Here is an 18,417-nt window from a genome sequence, read left to right on the forward strand (position 1 = left end):
AAATGCTTTGCTGCGTAGAAACGGAGGACAATAATGTCCTCCGTTTCTTAGCTAATTAATAATTTAACAGCAAATTTTAGCGTTCTGCCTGCTTCTTGTAGAACTCATATCTCTCCCTGGCATCTGCTTCCGTTTTAGCAAAGAGCTGTTCTGCTTGTTCCGGGAACAGTTTAGCCAGTGAACTGTAACGCACTTCGCTCATAATGAAATCTCTGAAAGAATCCAAATTTGGCTCTTTTGAGTCAAGAGTAAATGGATTCTTGCCTTCTTTTTTGAGTTCGGGGTTAAACCTGTATAGGTGCCAGTATCCCGATTTAACAGCCCGATCCATTTCAAGCTGGCTCTTAGCCATATCAATACCGTGGTTAATACAGGGAGCGTACGCGATAATCAAGGATGGACCGGGATATGCTTCAGCTTCCTTAAAAGCTTTAACGCATTGATCCGGGTCAGCTCCCATAGCCACCTGCGCTACATATACATAGCCATACATCATGGCCATGGCGCCGAGGTCTTTCTTTTTCGTCTTTTTGCCGGAGGAAGCAAACTTCGCTACAGCGGCCGCAGGGGTCGCTTTAGAAGACTGACCACCGGTATTTGAATATACTTCGGTATCCAACACCAGGATATTGATATCTTCACCTGATGCTAGCACATGGTCAATGCCGCCGTAACCGATGTCATAACCCCAACCATCTCCGCCGAAGGCCCAGTTTGATTTCTTAATTAGGAAATCTTTCCGATCAGCAATCGCCTTTAGCACAGGATTGGTCTGGCCTTCTAATAGGGACAGTACTTTTGCTGCAGCAACCTTAGATGCTTCAGCACTGTTCATGCCATCCAACCATTCCTTCATAGCTCCCTTTAATTCTGGTGAAATATCCAGCGATAAAGCTTCCTGCATCAGTTCGGCAATTTTATTTCTGATCTTCTTAGTTCCCAGATACAGACCAAAGCCGAATTCCGCACTGTCTTCAAACAGAGAATTAGACCAAGCCGGACCCTTGCCTTCTGCATTCTTCGTGTAAGGCATTGAAGGAGCTGCAGCAGCCCAGATAGAGGAACAACCAGTGGCATTTGCTATCATCATTCTGTCTCCGTATAACTGGGTAAGCAGCTTGATATACGGTGTTTCTCCGCAACCTGCGCAGGCACCGGAGAATTCCAACAGCGGCTGGCAGAACTGACTTCCTTTTACGCTGTATTTATTTACTAGATTATCTTTTACGGGAATTGTCATTGCAAATTCCCAGTTGGCTGCTTCCACATTTACCTGACTTTCAATGCTTTCCATAACCAGAGCTTTTTCCTTCGCAGGACAGACATTAACACAAGATTCACACCCCATGCAGTCTAAGGGCGTAATCTGCATGCGGTATTCCAATCCTTTCAATTGCGATCCATTAGCCGGCTTGGTTTCAAATCCTGCCGGAGCGTTCTTTAGTTCAACTTCAGTTAACAGGACAGGTCTTATGGCAGCGTGTGGGCACACCAGCGAACATCTGTTACACTGAATACAATTCTCTTTGATCCACCGGGGAACAAACGCTGCAACACCGCGTTTTTCGTATTTAGCAGTGCCGGGCGGGAAGGTACCGTCTTCAACACCATTAAAGGCGCTTACGGGCAGTTTATCTCCCTCCTGCTTGGCCATAGGTCTTAAGATGTTGGTGATGAATTCAGGTTCTTCCATTGTAACGACCTCATCATCGGGAACATCGGCCCAATCAGCCGGAATATCAATTTTAACCAATTTATCGATACCTGCGTCAACTGATGCATTGTTCATATTAACAAGCTTCTCACCTTTTCTACCGTAAGCCTTTTGGATCTGCTCCTTCATGTAACCTACAGCTTCTTCAAGAGGAATAACTTTAGCCAATTTGAAGAAAGCAGACTGCATAATCATATTGGTACGATTACCCAAGCCAAGCTCTCTAGCAATGCCAACAGCATTTATGGTATAGAAATTAATATTATTTTTTGCCAGGTATCTCTTCATTTTAGCCGGTAACTTCTCGTTTAATTCATCCGGTGTCCAAGTGCAATTCAGCAAAAAGCTACCGCCAGGCTTTAAGCCGGCTGTTAAATCATACATATTTACATATTGTTGGTTACTGCACGAAATAAAATTCGCGGAGCTAATCAAATAAGGCGCTTTGATCGGTTTTTTCCCAAAACGCAAGTGGGAAATGGTGATACCACCTGATTTCTTGGAGTCATAAGCGAAATAAGCCTGTGCGTAAAGATCTGTGTTGTCGCCAATAATTTCCACTGCTTGCTTATTAGCACCTACTGTACCATCAGAACCAAGTCCAAAGAACTTGCACTGGATTGTTCCTTCCGGAGTAACGTCAATGTCTTCGCCCCTTGGCAGAGAAGTTAAACTAACATCGTCAATAATGCTGATGGTAAACCCGTTTTTAGGCTGATCCGCTTTAAGATTTTCAAATACCGCCACAACATCTGAAGGTAGCGTGTCCTTAGAACCAAGGCCGTAGCGCCCTCCAACGATAAGAGGCTTCATTTCGGAATTAAAGAATAAGTTACAAACATCTTTATATAAAGGTTCTCCGGCAGCACCGGGAACTTTAACTCGATCAAGCACAGCAATCTTCTTCACTGTTTTCGGGAAAACATCAAAGAAATATTTAGCGGAAAATGGCCTATATAAATGTACTTTAATTATACCTACTTTTTCTCCCTTGGCCATTAAATAATTAATTGTTTCCTCGGCAGCATCACAAATAGATCCCATGGCTACAATAATATATTCAGCGTCTGGTGCTCCATAATAATCAAAGGGCTTATATTGTCTGCCGGTAATCTTGCCAATTTCCCGCATATACTCTGCAACGATATCGGGTACTTTTTCGAAAAACGGGCTGCATGCTTCCCTGGCCTGGAAGAAAATATCCGGGTTCTGATTGGAGCCCCTGATAACCGGGCGGTCAGGATTCAAGCTGTTGTCTCTGAAAGCTTTGACAGCATCCATATCAACTAGCTTGGCAAAATCATCGTAATCAATCGTTTCAATTTTCTGTTGTTCATGAGAAGTTCTAAAACCATCAAAAAAATGCTGGAAAGGTACCCTGGATTTAATTGCTGCCAAATGTGCTACACCAGCTAAATCCATAACTTCCTGAACACTGTTAGAGCACAGCTGTGCCCAACCTGTTTGAGAGGTAGCCATTACATCAGAATGGTCGCCAAAAATATTCAAGGCATGAGTAGACAGGCTGCGCGCAGTTACATGCATAACACCGGGCAGAAGCTCGCCGGCAATTTTGTACATATTCGGGATCATCAGAAGTAAACCTTGTGATGCAGTATAGGTGGTTGACAAAGCACCAGCACTCAGCGCACCGTGCAACGCTCCAGCAGCGCCGGCTTCAGACTGCATTTCAGTTACGTCAACTGTTTGTCCAAAAATGTTTTTCTTTCCCTGAGCGCTCCATTCATCAACATACTCCGCCATAGGAGAGGATGGAGTAATTGGGTAAATGCAGGCACATTCGGTAAAAGCATAAGAAACATATGCTGCTGCCTTAGTCCCATCCATCGTTTTCATCTTACGTTTTTCCATTAACTAGTTAACCTCCTCTTATTTAAAAAGCTTCATTCTATCTAACACTCAGGCAATTTAAGCCTATGCGATTTCCAACTTAATAATATAAGCCTACAACATTTAAAGTTAGATAAAGTGCTTTCATAAAGCTAATATTTACCCGCTGTTATTTACTGCTTTTAATTCTTGAACAATCGAACTTACTATTAATACTAGCATGCTTGTTAACATTGCTTATTTACAAATATAGTATTCTAGGTGAACCTCTTGTTAGTATATAACATATTTAATTTATGAGTCAACATTAATCGCATATATGAGGTATATTTATAGATATTTTGCCAAATATTACTCACATTGAACTAAAAGTACTAATCTATTTTGTTCTTCAAACCTTTATTAGCTACATTAGCGTTGCATAATGAGAATTATAAACAGCTAAAATTGGTCACATTCAGTCAAATAGGTATACAAAAACTTTCCTTGTTAAAAGTCCCATTAACATAGTCTAAGTGCAAAAAGGACTACTAAAGCACTAAACAATAGTTACTTATCGTCATGCCCAATGGTACAATATGGTGGTTTGACTCTTTTAGGCTTAATAGAAATCACTCAGATATGTTATGTATTTCATTTAATGCTCAAATCTAGCCAGAAAATAAAGAGGCCCCCGAAGGCACCTCTTTTAACATTGTATAATCAGTCAAAACTCTCTTTACCATAATATAAACTATTAGAATAAAATTAACCAAGTATTTTTTTCTGGTTGGGTAAGCTCTATTAGTAAAACTAACAAAGTAAATGGGTATAATTACGTTGTTGAGTCACAGGGATTATATACCAGAACATCGTTATCTTGTAATAGTTAAATATGCAGTATCGATTTTTTTAATGTCGGGGCTCTGTAGTCCTGCGCTACAGAACCCTAATTTACATCCGGATTCACGCTCTATAGAGTTATATCAGTCAGGCCTGTTTAGTTTTTTATCGTTATTTTTAGGCATAATTTTTTCGTAAAGCATAACTTAAAAGTTATGTATACACCAAACTAGGATCAGCAAAGGCCTTAATTTAAATGGGCTTTTACCCATTTATATCTAATAAAATGCCATGGTCCCGGTAATAGTGTTTCTTTTGTAGTAGCCTAAAATTTTCTCCTTTTTTCTTATTTAATTTGTGAATACCCTATCGCAATGATATTTATAAGTTATATCTGGGATGTCCTCTAACCAGCGGTAGAGATATGTCGGGGCTATTTTCCGAAACAGCACCAGCATAATTAATTGTAAATGAACCCCGAACGCGTTTCACCTTCCTATCTTCACAGGTTAATAATCTCGAGCATTGATCAGATAAATATTTCTCATTGATATAGTTGACTGCATTGTACGCCATTAAGCAATACCTCCAATGGTAGTATTAAGCGCGCGCTAATTAATAACTGTTTTAAGTTTAATACTAACATAGTAGCACAAATACCAAATTTTGTAATTATTGCCAATGCAATCAAAATACATTACACATACTCATGCACTCTCTTTCTAAAACAGATTTACTGGTTGGAAATAACTATATATTTAAGTTTTTCAATTTTGCTATTAATGATTGCATAATGTTGTATCATAACATGACAACATAAAATCTTTGGTTGATAAAATAAACCATGTAAATTAACCAAGACATAAAAAAGAAAGAAACTACAAAATTTGTGGTTCCCTTCTTTATTACTGTTTAACATTAAAAGTGTTCAGTTTTATAAATTTTTATATATTGAAGATTAATGTAAATACTTACTGGACTCTCCGTATAGGTTTTCCAGCTCAAAGCCAGGCAGCTTGCCCCGTGGAGTGTAGTAAGTGTGTAATAACTCCCTGGCCCGATCGCTTAAGGGGTGACCTAAGTATTCCTCGTACAACTTTTTAACTGACGGGTTTTCATGGGCCCGGCGGAGTTCCTTGGAATAATCAATACGGTCCAGGGCATCTGCCCGGTTGTGCCGGTAGTTTAGGGAAATCTCCTTGTGATCCCTAGTACCAAATATGGGCTGACCACCGCCCCCAACACAACCACCAGGACAGGCCATGATTTCCGCATAATGGAATTTTTCCCCGGCTCTTAGACGATCCAGCAATCTTCTGGCATTACCGGTGCCGTGGGCAATGGCTACCTTGATTGTCTGCCCTTTAAGCTCTACTTCCATTTCCTTAAGACCGCTGATACCGCGAAATTCATAATAATCCAGTAAATCCATTTCCTTACCTGTGGTCAGATAATAGGCTGTGCGTACGGCTGCTTCAATTACACCCCCTGTGGATCCGAAAATTGCCCCGGCTCCGCTAGCGATACCTAATGGTGTGTCATAGTCCTCATCCGGGAGGTCATGGAACTTGATCCCGGCCTGGCGGATCATCCTGGCCAGTTCCCTGGTTGTCAGCACCCAATCTACATCTTTATAGTGTTTAGTACCAAATTCCGGCCGGGCAGCTTCGAACTTTTTAGCAGTGCAGGGCATGATGGCCACGACAACGATTTTCTCCGGGTCCAACCCTTGTTTTTCCGCAAAATAAGTCTTAGTCAGTGCTCCAAACATCTCATGTGGGGATTTACACGAGGATAAATTTTCGATAAATTCCGGATAAAAATGCTCACAGAATTTTACCCAGCCCGGGCTGCAGGAGGATAGTAGAGGTAGTTTACCGTGCCCATCCAGCCGTTCCAGCAGCTCATTAGCCTCTTCCATTATGGTTAAATCGGCGCTGAAATCAGTGGCAAAGACCTGATCAAACCCCAGCCGGCGAAGGGCTGCTACTAATTTACCGGTCACAATGGTTCCCACCGGGTAACCAAAGGATTCACCCAGGGTGACCTGAATGGAAGGGGCAGTCTGTACTACAACATATTTATCTTTGTCCTCCAGGGCTTCCCATACCGATTCAATACATTCCTTTTCCACCAGGGAGCCGGTGGGACATGCAATCACACATTGGCCGCAGGTAATGCAGGCCACTTTGGAAAGATCTTGCATAAAGGCTGGTGCCACCTTCATTTCGAAGCCCCGCCCGAGACCGGAATAAACATTAACTTCTTGTACCTTGCTGCAGATAGCCTCGCAGCGGCGGCACTTGATGCACTTGTTATAATCCCGTATGATAAAGGGATTGTCGTTAAAGATAGGAATGTCGTTCATTTCACCAGTATATTTGATATTTCTGATCCCAAGATCATCAGCTACGTTCTGCAGCTCACAGTTTAAGTTACGTACACAGGTGGTACACTCACGGTGGTGATCCGACAGTAGCAATTCCACCATCGTGCGTCTTACCCTTCTTGCCCTGGGCGAGTTAGTATATACCGTTAGTCCTTCGAAAACCGGGTAGACACAAGAAGCCTGTAGGGTCCTAACCCCTTTAATCTCAACCTCTACTAGGCAAACCCGGCAGGAGCCTATTTCATTTATACCTTTTAGATAACATAAGCTTGGTATTTCTATTCCCACTGACCGGGAGGCTTCCAGTATGGATGTACCCTCTGGTGCCTTGACCTCACGCCCGTCTATGGTTAGTTTTACTGTTTTCATTTTTATTTCATCGTGTTCAAATAGATTGCCGGGCTTTTTGATTTCAGGCGTTGGTGTAAATTCCGGAACTATGGGCATGATTGTTCACCCCTTCTTGTACAGCAGCGGTAGCAGCGGGTATCCGCCGTCCGCCTCTAATAATTGCTTCTTTGGGACACTTAGCTAAACAGACACCACAGCGGACACATTTTTTTGGGTCAATTTTGTAGGGCGGCTTTTTCTTTTCTCCGCTAATAGCATCCACACCACAGGCTTTGGCACAGATGCCGCAACCGATACATTTGCTTTCAACCACCTGGTAATGCAGCAGTTCCTTACATACCCCTGCCGGGCAGTGCTTGTCCCTGATGTGGGCTAAATATTCATCACGGAAATAACGCAATGTTGACAGTACCGGGTTGGGTGCAGTTTGCCCCAGGCCGCATAAAGAGGCGTCCCGGATATCATAAGCTAGTTCTTCCAGAAGTTCCAAGTCTTCCATTTCTGCCTGGCCCTTGGTGATGCGCTGAAGTATCTCTAATAATCTCTTGGTGCCAACCCGACAGGGGGTGCAGCGCCCGCAGGACTCGTCCTGGGCAAATTCGACATAAAAGCGGGCTATATCTACCATGCAATCCCGTTCGTCCATCACAATAAGCCCACCGGATCCCATCATGGAACCTATCTCTTTAAGTGAATCGTAATCCACAGGTTTATCTAAATAATCTTCTGGTATGCACCCTCCAGAAGGGCCACCTGTTTGCACCGCCTTAAAGCTTCGCTCTCCCTGTATGCCACCACCTATATCATAGATAATTGTGCGCAAGCTGGTACCCATAGGCACTTCAATAAGCCCGGTATTGTTAATTTTCCCAGCCATGGAGAACACCTTGGTCCCAGTGCTGGTAGCTACGCCCTGCCCCATATACCACTGCCAACCCTTTCTAAAAATAAGGGGGACATTAGCCAGGGTCTCTACATTGTTAATAATAGTCGGTTTGCCCCAAAGACCCTCTTGAGCAGGGTAGGGCGGTCGTGGTCGTGGCTCTCCTCGGGCACCCATAGCTGAGTGCAGAAGAGCAGTCTCCTCACCGCACACAAAAGCTCCTGCTCCTAATTTGATACCTATATCAAAGGAAAAATCTGTACTAAGGATTTGTTTACCCAATAATCCAACTTCCTGGGCCTGCCGGATAGCCACCTCCAGCCTATCAACCGCAATAGGGTATTCAGCTCGTACGTAGATATAACCTTGTGATGCGCCTATAGCGTAAGCGGCGATAGTCATGCCTTCTAATACCGCATGGGGGTCTCCCTCAAGGATGCTGCGATCCATAAAGGCTCCGGGATCTCCCTCATCAGCGTTACATACTACATATTTTGAAGTAACCTCTTGTTGAGAGGCAATTTCCCACTTCTTACCGGCTGGAAATCCACCACCACCACGACCGCGTAAACCTGACTTGAGGACTTGATCAATTACATCCGCCGGTCGCTGATTAAGAGCGCCGGCCAAGGCAAAATAGCCGTCTCGGGCAATATACTCGTTAATATCTTCCGGATTAATTAGTCCGCAGTTTTGCAGCAATACCCGCTGTTGGTTATGAAAAAAGCGGATATCCTCCATTTTTTGGTGACGCTCTCCCGTATCTGGTTCATGAAACAGCAACTCTTCTACTACTTGCCCTTCCATAAGGTGTTTCTCTACTAGCTTATTAACATCATTTCTCTCAACCTGACAGTAAAAAATATTATCTGGTTCAACCAGAACAATGGGACCCTTCTGGCAAAAACCAAAACAGCCGGTTTTAATTACTTTTACCTGTTTCTCAAGGTTATGCTTTTGCAATTGGTGTAGCAATTCTTCTCGAACTGCCTGGCTGGCTGATGAAGTACAGGCAGTACCGGAACAGACCAACACATGAGTTTCAGTCTTATTAGTAGCTTCACCCAGTCTAAGTTGAATAGAGGGCAGGTATTTTTCTCTAACGGCCTCCAAATCTTTAATTGACTTGATCATGCTCATACTTTTCACCTGCATCCTGTTCCTGGTATTTTTTTAATATGCCGGTTAAATCAGCTGGGTTTAATCTGCCATGTACCTCTTCGTCTACAGTCATTACCGGAGCCATGCCGCAGGCACCAATACAGCGAGTGCTTCTTACCGTAAACAGACCATCAGTACTGGTTTCCTGTGCATCCAGCTTTAATTCCTCTTTAAGCTTATCAATAATCTCACTGGCACCCTTAACATAACAGGCGGTTCCCATGCAGACATTAACAGAGTGTTTGCCCTTAGGTTCGGTAACAAAAAGGGTGTAAAAAGTGACCACCCCGTTAACTTCGCTTACCGGGATATCCATTTTCAAAGCTACGTAGGCCTGTACTTCCTGGGGCAGGTAGCCAAATATTTTTTGGGCGCTGTGTAATACCCTGATTAACTCACCCTTTTGGCCTCGGTAACGCTCTAGTACCTTGTCAAGTTCAATATATTTGTGGTCTTTGGTTTTTTCCGTACTCCTCTTCTTGTGCTTTATTTCGGTTTCAGTCATCGGAGGAATTATTATCTGTTCGTCGTGGAATTGTTCTTGTTTGGTCGCTTCTTCCATATAGTCACCTCCGGATAAAACATATTTGAAACATCATTGCATGATAAAGGTAATAGATCATCATGCATGTAAAGATTATTATATGTAAATTTGACCTTAATATCCCGTGCTTAAAACCCTAATAATTGGCTGTAATCACTTTATGATTTTTTGCTCTCGGAATTATAGAAAAAACTAAAGGCTGGATAAGAATAAGAAGTAATAAACTCTGGATTTGCATAAGAGAGGAGGTAAATTGTTTAATAAAAGTCGGTATATATCAATACTTATAGGTCTTTTGGGAATACCGGTGGAACTTAGTGGGGAATAGTCAGGCGACAGATAGTTAAAGAAATATTGGCCACATAATAAGATTTATTAATCTCTACCAGTCCTTTAGGTTCTGTGGTCCTGCGCCACAGAACCTAATTTTATCATACAAACATAAACATTGTGTTAAAATCATATGTCAAATTTCTTTGCTGTTATGTCTAATTAACACATGTTCTGCTAGTTGGACCTAAACTCTTGCGCTAACGATCAGGCTAAAAGTAATACATAACACGCTTAACTGGGTGCAATTTGGCTCTTTTTATTATAATGGATTTTCCATTAATTATAATTATTTATATAGCCTGTTCTCCCAGTAAATAGCGAATGTTATCTATTACGCCCCCGGTCCAAACTCTACTTGTTATAACTTATAAACCATTGTTTTTTTATTATGATCCGTCTTTAGGGTCCCCCCTTCCAAGCGGCAACATCAAACCTGGACAATCCTCCAATACACCGCCCAGTTCACCAGGTATCACCGAACCCCGGGATTGTTTCATCAATCCTTGACTGCTCTCAGGTATCACCACCCCTTCACGGTATATCAAAGGCCATGAGCTTTGGTTACCACCGGGCAAATATTTCTCGCTGATATAATCATAAACAATGTATTCCATACCTAAGCACCCCCAGTGATTATTTGTTTAAATGCGCGCGCTAAATTTAAAGCTTATTTTAGGTTTAATAATAGCATAACGGTGCAAATGTTAAATATTGTCATAATAGTCCTTCTCTATAAACTAGAGCTTCATATCTCTTAATAACATCGTTTTAAATAGCTTATCTGGTAATAATACCCAATTTAATATAAAATGATATTTCTGTTTATAGTCATTAATTCAAAACCTTACACTTTAAAATAATGGGATATATTTTTTGTTTCTGCTTTCTCGTAATGTCCGAACGATTAGACCTTCAGTGCAAATTACCCCACTTAGACAGAGCTCAAGTAAAGGAATATATTTATCAGCACCCGGCTTATGCCGGTGCCAAACACGATATCTTTTCAGATAATGCGATTGATAAAATTTACCGGTTCTCTAGCAGTGCGGCGAGGCTTGTTAATAAAGCCTGCATGCATTGTATGCTTGACGGAGCGCAGAACGGCCGCCGAATTATTGATGAACACATGTTGGGCATCATTAGGCAGCAGTAACAAGATAGTTTATTCTGCAAGGACATTTAACGTTATGGTCTTACAAATTTCATGGCTGTTCCTAATAATTGAAGGTTTCATACCGGGTTTTGAACATAAAAAAACCAAGAAGTTACTATTTAAAAACTCCTTGGTTTCATGATTATATGGCGGAGAGACAGGGATTCGAACCCTGGAGACCGCTCATCACAGTCTACTCGATTTCGAGTCGAGCGCCTTCGACCAACTCAGCCATCTCTCCATTATTAAAAGAATTAACTTTTATTTTTTCTTAATTTCTTAAAAAAACGCTTAAGTATATCCCGGCATTCATCTTCAAGTACACCGGAAACCACCGCTACCTGATGGTTAAATCGAGGTTCTCTTAGTACATCCATTATAGAATCCACAGCACCAGCTTTGGGGTCCTGAGCACCATATACCAGAGTTTGCACCCGAAATTGAATCATTGCCCCGGCACACATGGGACACGGTTCCAGTGTAACATATAGTACTGCCCCGTTTAGCCGCCAATCACCTATATGGCGGGCTGCCTCCCTCATCGCCATAATCTCAGCATGAGCAGTGCTGTCTACTAGTGTTTCTCGCAAATTGTGACCCCGACCTATAATTTTATCGCCCAGTGTCACCACCGCACCAATGGGAACTTCACCTAATGCATAAGCTTTCTCAGCTTCCTCTAGGGCTTCACGCATGTATATGGCCTGGTTCAACAAAGATTCTCCTTAAAATATTGGTGCGCCTGGAGAGACTCGAACTCCCGACACGCGGTTTAGGAAACCGCTGCTCTATCCTCTGAGCTACAGGCGCTGAATAGTTTCTTTTGTGTATAGGTTATTAATAAAATGCAGCGACACTACTAGTATATAGTTTTGTGTCGCCGTAAAAAAATATGGCGTGCCTGGAGGGACTCGAACCCCCAACCTTCTGATCCGTAGTCAGATGCTCTATCCAATTGAGCCACAGGCACATATTATTTTCTTCCTCAACATCGCAGGTTTAATTTTAACAAAAGCAGTCCTAAAAGTCAACTAACAAACATATCCCTTATATTTTTAATAATGATATAACGTAACATTAGAAAACCACGGTTTAATATCCGTGGTTTTCTAAACTGGCGGAGAGACAGGGATTCGAACCCTGGATACGAGTTTTAGCTCGTATAATCGCTTAGCAGGCGACCGCCTTCGACCTACTCGGCCATCTCTCCATGCTGTATCAGTTAATTAAAATGGCGGAGGAGGTGGGATTCGAACCCACGGAACCCGTGAAGGTTCAACGGTTTTCAAGACCGCCTCCTTAAACCGCTCGGACACCCCTCCAGTCAATTTCAATCAACCAGAGACAATAAGAAGTATAACATAGTAAGAGTACCATGTCAATAAATCCATGCCTCATTACTAGTGTTAATTTATCTCTTTTATGCCACCCATATAAGGTTGTAATACGGCTGGTATTTTTACAGTGCCGGTATCAGTCTGATAGTTTTCCAATATGGCGGCCACCGTTCGCCCAACGGCTAGGCCGGAACCGTTTAAAGTGTGTACAAAACGTGGTTTGGCTTTACCTTCCCGATACCTAATATTTGCCCGCCGGGCTTGAAAATCTAAAAAGTTGCTACAGGAAGAAATTTCTTTGTAACTGTTGTAACTGGGTAGCCAGACCTCTAGATCATATGTCTTTGACGAGCTAAAACCCAGGTCACCTGTACTAAGGATAACTACCCTGTAAGGAAGCTCTAACAACTGCAATATTTTCTCGGCATTTAGCGTCAATTTTTCCAATTCATCGAATGAATCCTCAGGGCGAACAAATTTAACCAGTTCTACTTTATTAAACTGGTGTTGTCTGATCAGACCACGAGTGTCACGACCGGCTGCCCCCGCTTCGGCCCTAAAACAAGCACTGAAGGCACAATGATAAATCGGTAGTTTGTCGCCATCTAATATTTCATTATTATAAAGATTAGTTACCGGTACTTCAGCGGTGGGTATTAGATAATAATCTGTATTCTCCACCTTAAACATATCTTCAGCAAATTTGGGTAGTTGGCCTGTACCGAGCATGCTGTTGCTGTTAACCATATAAGGAGGTATTATCTCCACATAACCATGTTCCCGTGTATGTACATCCAACATAAAATTATATACAGCGCGTTCTAGAGCTGCACCGGCACCCTTATAAAAAGTAAATCTAGCACCGGATACCTTGCCAGCCCTTTCAAAATCCAATATGTCCAGCATCTCTCCAATATCCCAGTGGGGTTTGGGGTTAAAATTAAATTTTCTGGGTTCACCCCAGTGCCGCAATTCCACGTTATCACTTTCGTCAATTCCAATAGGTACGCTTTCATCAGGAATATTAGGAATAGCCAGTAATATTTGCTGCAATTGTTGTTCTAAAGCGCGAATTTCATCATCTAAATTTTTAATGGCGTCGGAAACTTGACGCATTTCCAATACCATATCCTCAGCCAACTGGCCCGCCTTTTTCAACCGTCCGATTTTCTCGGAAACAACATTGCGCTTGTTTTTAAGTTTTTCTACCTCAACCAGTTTTCCCCTCCGGCGCTCATCAAGCTCCAAAAAAAAATCCAGTGAAATACTAGCTCCTCTTTTTTGCAATGCCTTTTTAACAATATCAGGATTGTTTCGCACAAATTTTATATCAAGCATTTTCAGAAAGCCTCCACAAAACAATAACAGTTTACATACTATAGTCCGTTTATTCAAATATTATAAATAAAAAAATCAAGTTGACTGATACCTATCGTTTAATAATGACAAGCTTTATTACTATTATAACTGTTCAATGTTTAGATAAAACAAAAATGTCGGCTTAAGCCGACATAATTGTACCATATTTATGCATCCAAGTAAAACTACAGGCTAATAAACTTAATATCCAACACACCGTCTATCTCAGTAATAGCTTTTAAAACTTCATCAGGAACTGGACAATCAACAGAAAGCATCATCACGGCTTTGCCTCCGATTTCCTTACGTCCCACCTGCATACTAGCAATATTAATATTATGTTCACCAATTATTGTACCCACAGGACCAATGATCCTGGGTTTATCCATATGAGGTATATAAAGCATATTTCCTTCGGGTATAGCATCAATCCTGTAACCATCGATCATAACAATTCGTGGGTCATTATCCTGGAATAGGGTTCCGCATACCGCCTTCTCTCCCTTATCCGATATCACTTTCAAAGTGATTAAACTAGCATACCCTTCAGCCTCGCCACCAACGGTTTGTTCAACAGTGATACCGCGGTTTTTAGCAAGCAAAGGTGCATTAACATAGTTCACTGATTCTTGTAAAATGGGATCCAGGAAACCCTTCAACACCGCAGTAGTAACTGGCTTAACATCTTCCTGAGCCAAGTCCCCATTATATATAATTTCTAACTTATTTACCCGACCTTCTACAAGCTGAGCCTGGAATTTGCCAAGCCTTTCAGCCAGCTTTAAATAAGGCTGAATCTTAACCATTACCTCAGGATTAACTGACGGAACGTTTACTGTATTATGCACTACATCATCATGAAGCGCATTCACAATTTCCTTGGCTACATCTATAGCCACGTTAAGCTGAGCTTCTTCAGTTGACGCACCCAAGTGAGGAGTAGCAATAAAATTATTCAATTCAAATAAGGGACTTTCTGTGGTTGGTTCTTTTTCAAAAACGTCCAGTGCCGCACCAGCAACTTTACCAGACTTCATGTACTTATATAGGACAGCCTCATCAATAATACCACCACGAGCACAATTAATAATCCGCACACCGTCCTTCATGACAGCAAAGGCTTGTTCATTCAACATATTGCTGGTTTCTTTTGTTTTTGGCATATGCACGGTAATAAAATCAGCTGTTTTCAATAATTCTTCCAAGGTAGCCAGCTTAATCCCCATATCCGCTGCTTTTTCTGCAGAAATATACGGGTCGTAGCCTATAATATCCATTTCTAAAGCCTGTGCACGACGAGCAACTGCTGAGCCGATTCTGCCCAAACCGATAATTCCTAGTTTTTTACCCCGAAGCTCAACACCCACAAAGGAATTTTTATCCCAAGTACCATTTTTTAATTTAGTGGCTGCCTGGGGAATATTCCTAGCTAGGGACAGCATCAAAGCAACAGTTTGTTCAGTGGCAGCGATGGTATTACCGTCCGGTGCGTTAACCACCAGCACACCGTGCTGTGTAGCAGCATCAAGATCAATATTATCTACACCAACACCCGCCCGGCCTACTATTTTTAATTTAGATGCATTTTCCAACACCTTAGGTGTCACCTTGGTAGCGCTGCGCACAATCATAGCATCATATTCGCCGATTACAGCTGACAGCTCATCTTCAGTCATTTTAGTGCCAATAACCACTTCGATATCCGATTCTTTGTACAGTGGTTCTAAACCTTCTGGCGCAACATCATCCATCGCTAAGACTTTAAATTTTGCCATTTATTACACCTCCACCAAAACTTTCCGGGCAGTTTAACACCTGCACCAAATCAACAGAGTAACAATTTTTTATGCAAACTTATTTCAACCTACAATCGAGATAACAATACCCATTTTAGCGACAAACCCATACGAATAATCAGCAATATTACATTAGCCTCGGCTATCCTCATATTTGGAGAAGCAATTTAAGCTTCAATACTTTCCATGCCTATTCAACTTATACTTTGCATAGCCAATCGGAAACAGCATACAAAAATTTTGTGACCTAATAGTTGGTAATATCAACATGCCAATCGTCATTTTAAACTTGAATGCCACCTGAACTACTTACACCATCCACAACAAAAAACCTTTACTTAGGCGTCCAATCATGAGGATTGTCATACTACTACAACTACCGGCGATAGATACAGAAGCTGGCCAAGTAATCACTAGATAAGTTTGTTCTTCTTATATCTCCTCCTTTAATGATGTATTAGTAATATCAGGTATCTACTGAATAAGCTTAGGATAACCAATAATTATATAAAAAATAAACCCCCCATCCCTAATATTAAATCAAAGGGACGAGAGGTTATTCTCCCGCGGTACCACCCATATTGATTTGTTTAACATGTAATAACATACTAAACAAATCCTCTTCGTTCAAATAACGGAACTATCCGTGCCCGCCTACTGCTTTTTTCAGCGGACCCCCTGCGGGGAGCCTTTTCACCAAATACAACACCGATTTACACCTAACACCGGCTCTCTGTAGAATGCAGTTGGTTACTTTACCCCTTCATCGGGTTTATTTAAATTTATAATTTAATGGTTATTATACTATAATCAACTTTTTTTGCAATAGGATTATGTAATTTATTTAACAATATTCTCGATAAAATACCTGTGCATGCGTAAATCATTTGTTAATTCTGGATGAAAAGCGGTTACAAGAAAACGACCCTGACTTACACATACTATTTTATTAACGCAACGTGCCAGGACATTAACACCTTTAGAAACCTCTGTTATATAAGGAGCCCTAATAAATATCGCCCGGTATGGCTCTTCACCTAAAACAGGTATGTCTAAATCCGTTTCAAAACTATCCACTTGTCTACCATAAGCATTACGTTCTACCTCTATATCTATTAAGGCTATCGTTTCCTGCTGAGAATTTCTTATATGTTTAGCTAGCATAATCAAACCAGCACAAGTACCAAAGATTGGCATCCCCTGGTTGGCTAAATCTTTTATTGGTTTCATTAAATTAAAACTGTTTATTAATTTACTTATGGTAGTACTCTCACCACCTGGAATCACCAAAGCGTCAATACCATCAAGTTCAGATGGTTTCCTTATCTGACGAGTTGAAACACCACATTTATCCAGAATATACTGATGTTCTCGAAAGGCGCCTTGTAAGGCAAGTACTCCTATTAACATAGCTTATCTCCCTTTACCAACCTCTGTCTTGCATACGCTGTTCCGGGATAATAGTAGAAATTTCTAAACCAGGCATAGCTTCACCTAAGTCACGGGAAATCTCTGCTAATATTTTAGCATCATTGTAATGAGTGGTAGCAGCAACAATAGCCTTAGCCCTAGCCTGCGGGTCCTTGGATTTAAATATCCCTGAGCCAACAAAAATACCATCGCAGCCTAATTGCATCATTAAAGCAGCATCTGCTGGAGTTGCAATACCTCCGGCAGCAAAATTAACCACCGGCAATTTGCCATTATTTGCTACATCTAAAAGTAACTCATAGGGTGCACCTATATTTTTAGCTGCGCTAATCAATTCTTCCTTAGGTAAATTTTGCACCCGGCGTATTTCCCCCATCACCATACGCATATGTCGAACAGCTTCCACCACGTTGCCCGTACCTGGTTCGCCCTTGGTACGAATCATGGCCGCCCCTTCGGCAATACGCCTGAGTGCTTCACCAAGATTACGAGCACCACATACAAATGGTACTTTAAATGCATTTTTTTCTATATGATACTGGTCATCTGCCGGAGTAAGCACTTCACTCTCATCTATATAATCAACACCCAAAGCTTCTAATATTTGTGCCTCTACAAAATGACCAATTCTTGCTTTGGCCATTACCGGTATAGTCACCGCATCCATAATGCGCATAATAATAGCAGGATCAGCCATCCTTGCTACACCACCAGCCGCACGTATATCAGCAGGCACCCTTTCCAATGCCATTACTGCACAGGCACCTGCGTCTTCAGCTATTTTAGCTTGCTCAGGGGTAGTAACATCCATAATTACTCCACCCTTAAGCATTTCCGCTAAACCTTTCTTAACTGTCCATGTCCCCTTTTCAGTCACGGCTTCAGCCATATAATTCTCCTCCAATCAACAACAATCACTAAAATATTTTACAGTATTCCAATAGCAAATTCAAGTTAGTTTTGAACTAGCATGAAATGACGTATTATTAAATAAAACGCCACAGTTTATAAACGTGGCGTTTTATTTAATAATTAATTCCGGCAACTACCTACTCTCCCAGGGACAAGCCCAAGTACCATCGGCCTCGAAGAGCTTAACTTCCGTGTTCGGGATGGGAACGGGTGTATCCTCTCCAGTATGGTCACCGGAAAACTTTATATACTATTGTATAAGGTAAATAAGTTAATTTAACGGTGCCAGGCACCTTGTGTTTAACTTATTATTGTTCCCTCAAAACTGTACAGCCAAGCAAGTAGTAGTTTAGCTAAGGTAACTCTATCACCGACTACCGA

General features: G+C 41.6%; 11 protein-coding genes, 5 tRNA genes, 1 rRNA gene and 1 other annotated feature. All 17 genes read right to left on the reverse strand.

Going from position 1 to position 18,417, the window contains the following annotated elements; all coding sequences use genetic code 11:
- Positions 1-76: 76 nt before the first annotated feature.
- The 17 genes from nifJ to rrf all read right to left on the reverse strand — a co-directional run bounded on the left by nifJ (position 77) and on the right by rrf (position 18,274).
- Complete coding sequence (gene nifJ, locus SPSYN_RS03055) at positions 77-3,586, reverse strand: pyruvate:ferredoxin (flavodoxin) oxidoreductase (protein ID WP_161821051.1); 3,510 nt, start codon at positions 3,584-3,586, stop codon at positions 77-79.
- A 1,182-nt stretch (positions 3,587-4,768) separates the two neighbouring features.
- Positions 4,769-4,963, reverse strand: coding sequence for a hypothetical protein (locus SPSYN_RS03060; RefSeq protein ID WP_161821052.1), 195 nt, complete (start codon positions 4,961-4,963; stop codon positions 4,769-4,771).
- A 382-nt stretch (positions 4,964-5,345) separates the two neighbouring features.
- The gene (locus SPSYN_RS03065; protein ID WP_161821053.1) at positions 5,346-7,223 is read right to left on the reverse strand and encodes an NADH-dependent [FeFe] hydrogenase, group A6; all 1,878 of its coding nucleotides are present in this window, start codon (positions 7,221-7,223) and stop codon (positions 5,346-5,348) included.
- Positions 7,189-9,144: an NADH-quinone oxidoreductase subunit NuoF gene (locus SPSYN_RS03070; RefSeq protein ID WP_161821397.1), complete on the reverse strand. Its 1,956-nt coding sequence runs from the start codon at positions 9,142-9,144 to the stop codon at positions 7,189-7,191. The genes SPSYN_RS03065 and SPSYN_RS03070 overlap by 35 nt, the downstream gene beginning before the upstream one ends.
- A complete protein-coding gene (locus SPSYN_RS03075) occupies positions 9,128-9,733 on the reverse strand; it encodes an NADH-quinone oxidoreductase subunit NuoE family protein (protein WP_243152887.1) in 606 nt (201 codons plus the stop codon). The genes SPSYN_RS03070 and SPSYN_RS03075 overlap by 17 nt, the downstream gene beginning before the upstream one ends.
- A 701-nt stretch (positions 9,734-10,434) precedes the next feature.
- Entirely contained in the window at positions 10,435-10,662 is a 228-nt protein-coding gene (locus SPSYN_RS03080; RefSeq protein ID WP_161821054.1) for a hypothetical protein, read from the reverse strand.
- Between the two features lie 686 nt (positions 10,663-11,348).
- Positions 11,349-11,442, reverse strand: a tRNA-Ser gene (locus SPSYN_RS03085).
- 13 nt (positions 11,443-11,455) lie between these two features.
- The gene (tadA, locus tag SPSYN_RS03090; protein WP_161821399.1) at positions 11,456-11,896 is read right to left on the reverse strand and encodes a tRNA adenosine(34) deaminase TadA; all 441 of its coding nucleotides are present in this window, start codon (positions 11,894-11,896) and stop codon (positions 11,456-11,458) included.
- A 39-nt stretch (positions 11,897-11,935) separates the two neighbouring features.
- A tRNA-Arg gene (locus SPSYN_RS03095) sits at positions 11,936-12,011 on the reverse strand.
- 83 nt (positions 12,012-12,094) lie between these two features.
- Positions 12,095-12,171 (reverse strand) — tRNA-Arg (locus tag SPSYN_RS03100).
- Positions 12,172-12,316: 145 nt separating this feature from the next.
- Positions 12,317-12,411 (reverse strand) — tRNA-Ser (locus SPSYN_RS03105).
- A gap of 22 nt (positions 12,412-12,433) precedes the next feature.
- Positions 12,434-12,523 (reverse strand) — tRNA-Ser (locus SPSYN_RS03110).
- 84 nt (positions 12,524-12,607) lie between these two features.
- Positions 12,608-13,876 carry a serine--tRNA ligase gene (gene serS, locus SPSYN_RS03115; protein ID WP_161821055.1) on the reverse strand — a complete coding sequence of 423 codons (1,269 nt, stop codon included), beginning with the start codon at positions 13,874-13,876 and terminating at the stop codon, positions 12,608-12,610.
- A gap of 206 nt (positions 13,877-14,082) precedes the next feature.
- Positions 14,083-15,672, reverse strand: coding sequence for a phosphoglycerate dehydrogenase (gene serA, locus SPSYN_RS03120; protein ID WP_161821056.1), 1,590 nt, complete (start codon positions 15,670-15,672; stop codon positions 14,083-14,085).
- A gap of 562 nt (positions 15,673-16,234) precedes the next feature.
- Positions 16,235-16,469 (reverse strand) — a binding site (T-box leader).
- Positions 16,470-16,533: 64 nt separating this feature from the next.
- Positions 16,534-17,103, reverse strand: coding sequence for a pyridoxal 5'-phosphate synthase glutaminase subunit PdxT (gene pdxT / locus SPSYN_RS03125; RefSeq protein WP_161821057.1), 570 nt, complete (start codon positions 17,101-17,103; stop codon positions 16,534-16,536).
- 13 nt (positions 17,104-17,116) lie between these two features.
- Complete coding sequence (gene pdxS / locus SPSYN_RS03130) at positions 17,117-18,013, reverse strand: pyridoxal 5'-phosphate synthase lyase subunit PdxS (RefSeq protein ID WP_423828274.1); 897 nt, start codon at positions 18,011-18,013, stop codon at positions 17,117-17,119.
- 147 nt (positions 18,014-18,160) lie between these two features.
- A 5S ribosomal RNA gene (gene rrf, locus SPSYN_RS03135) occupies positions 18,161-18,274 on the reverse strand.
- Between the last annotated feature and the right edge of the window lie 143 nt (positions 18,275-18,417).

Origin of the sequence: Sporotomaculum syntrophicum (genome assembly GCF_009932395.1) — a bacterium.
Lineage (GTDB): Bacteria > Bacillota > Desulfotomaculia > Desulfotomaculales > Desulfallaceae > Sporotomaculum > Sporotomaculum syntrophicum.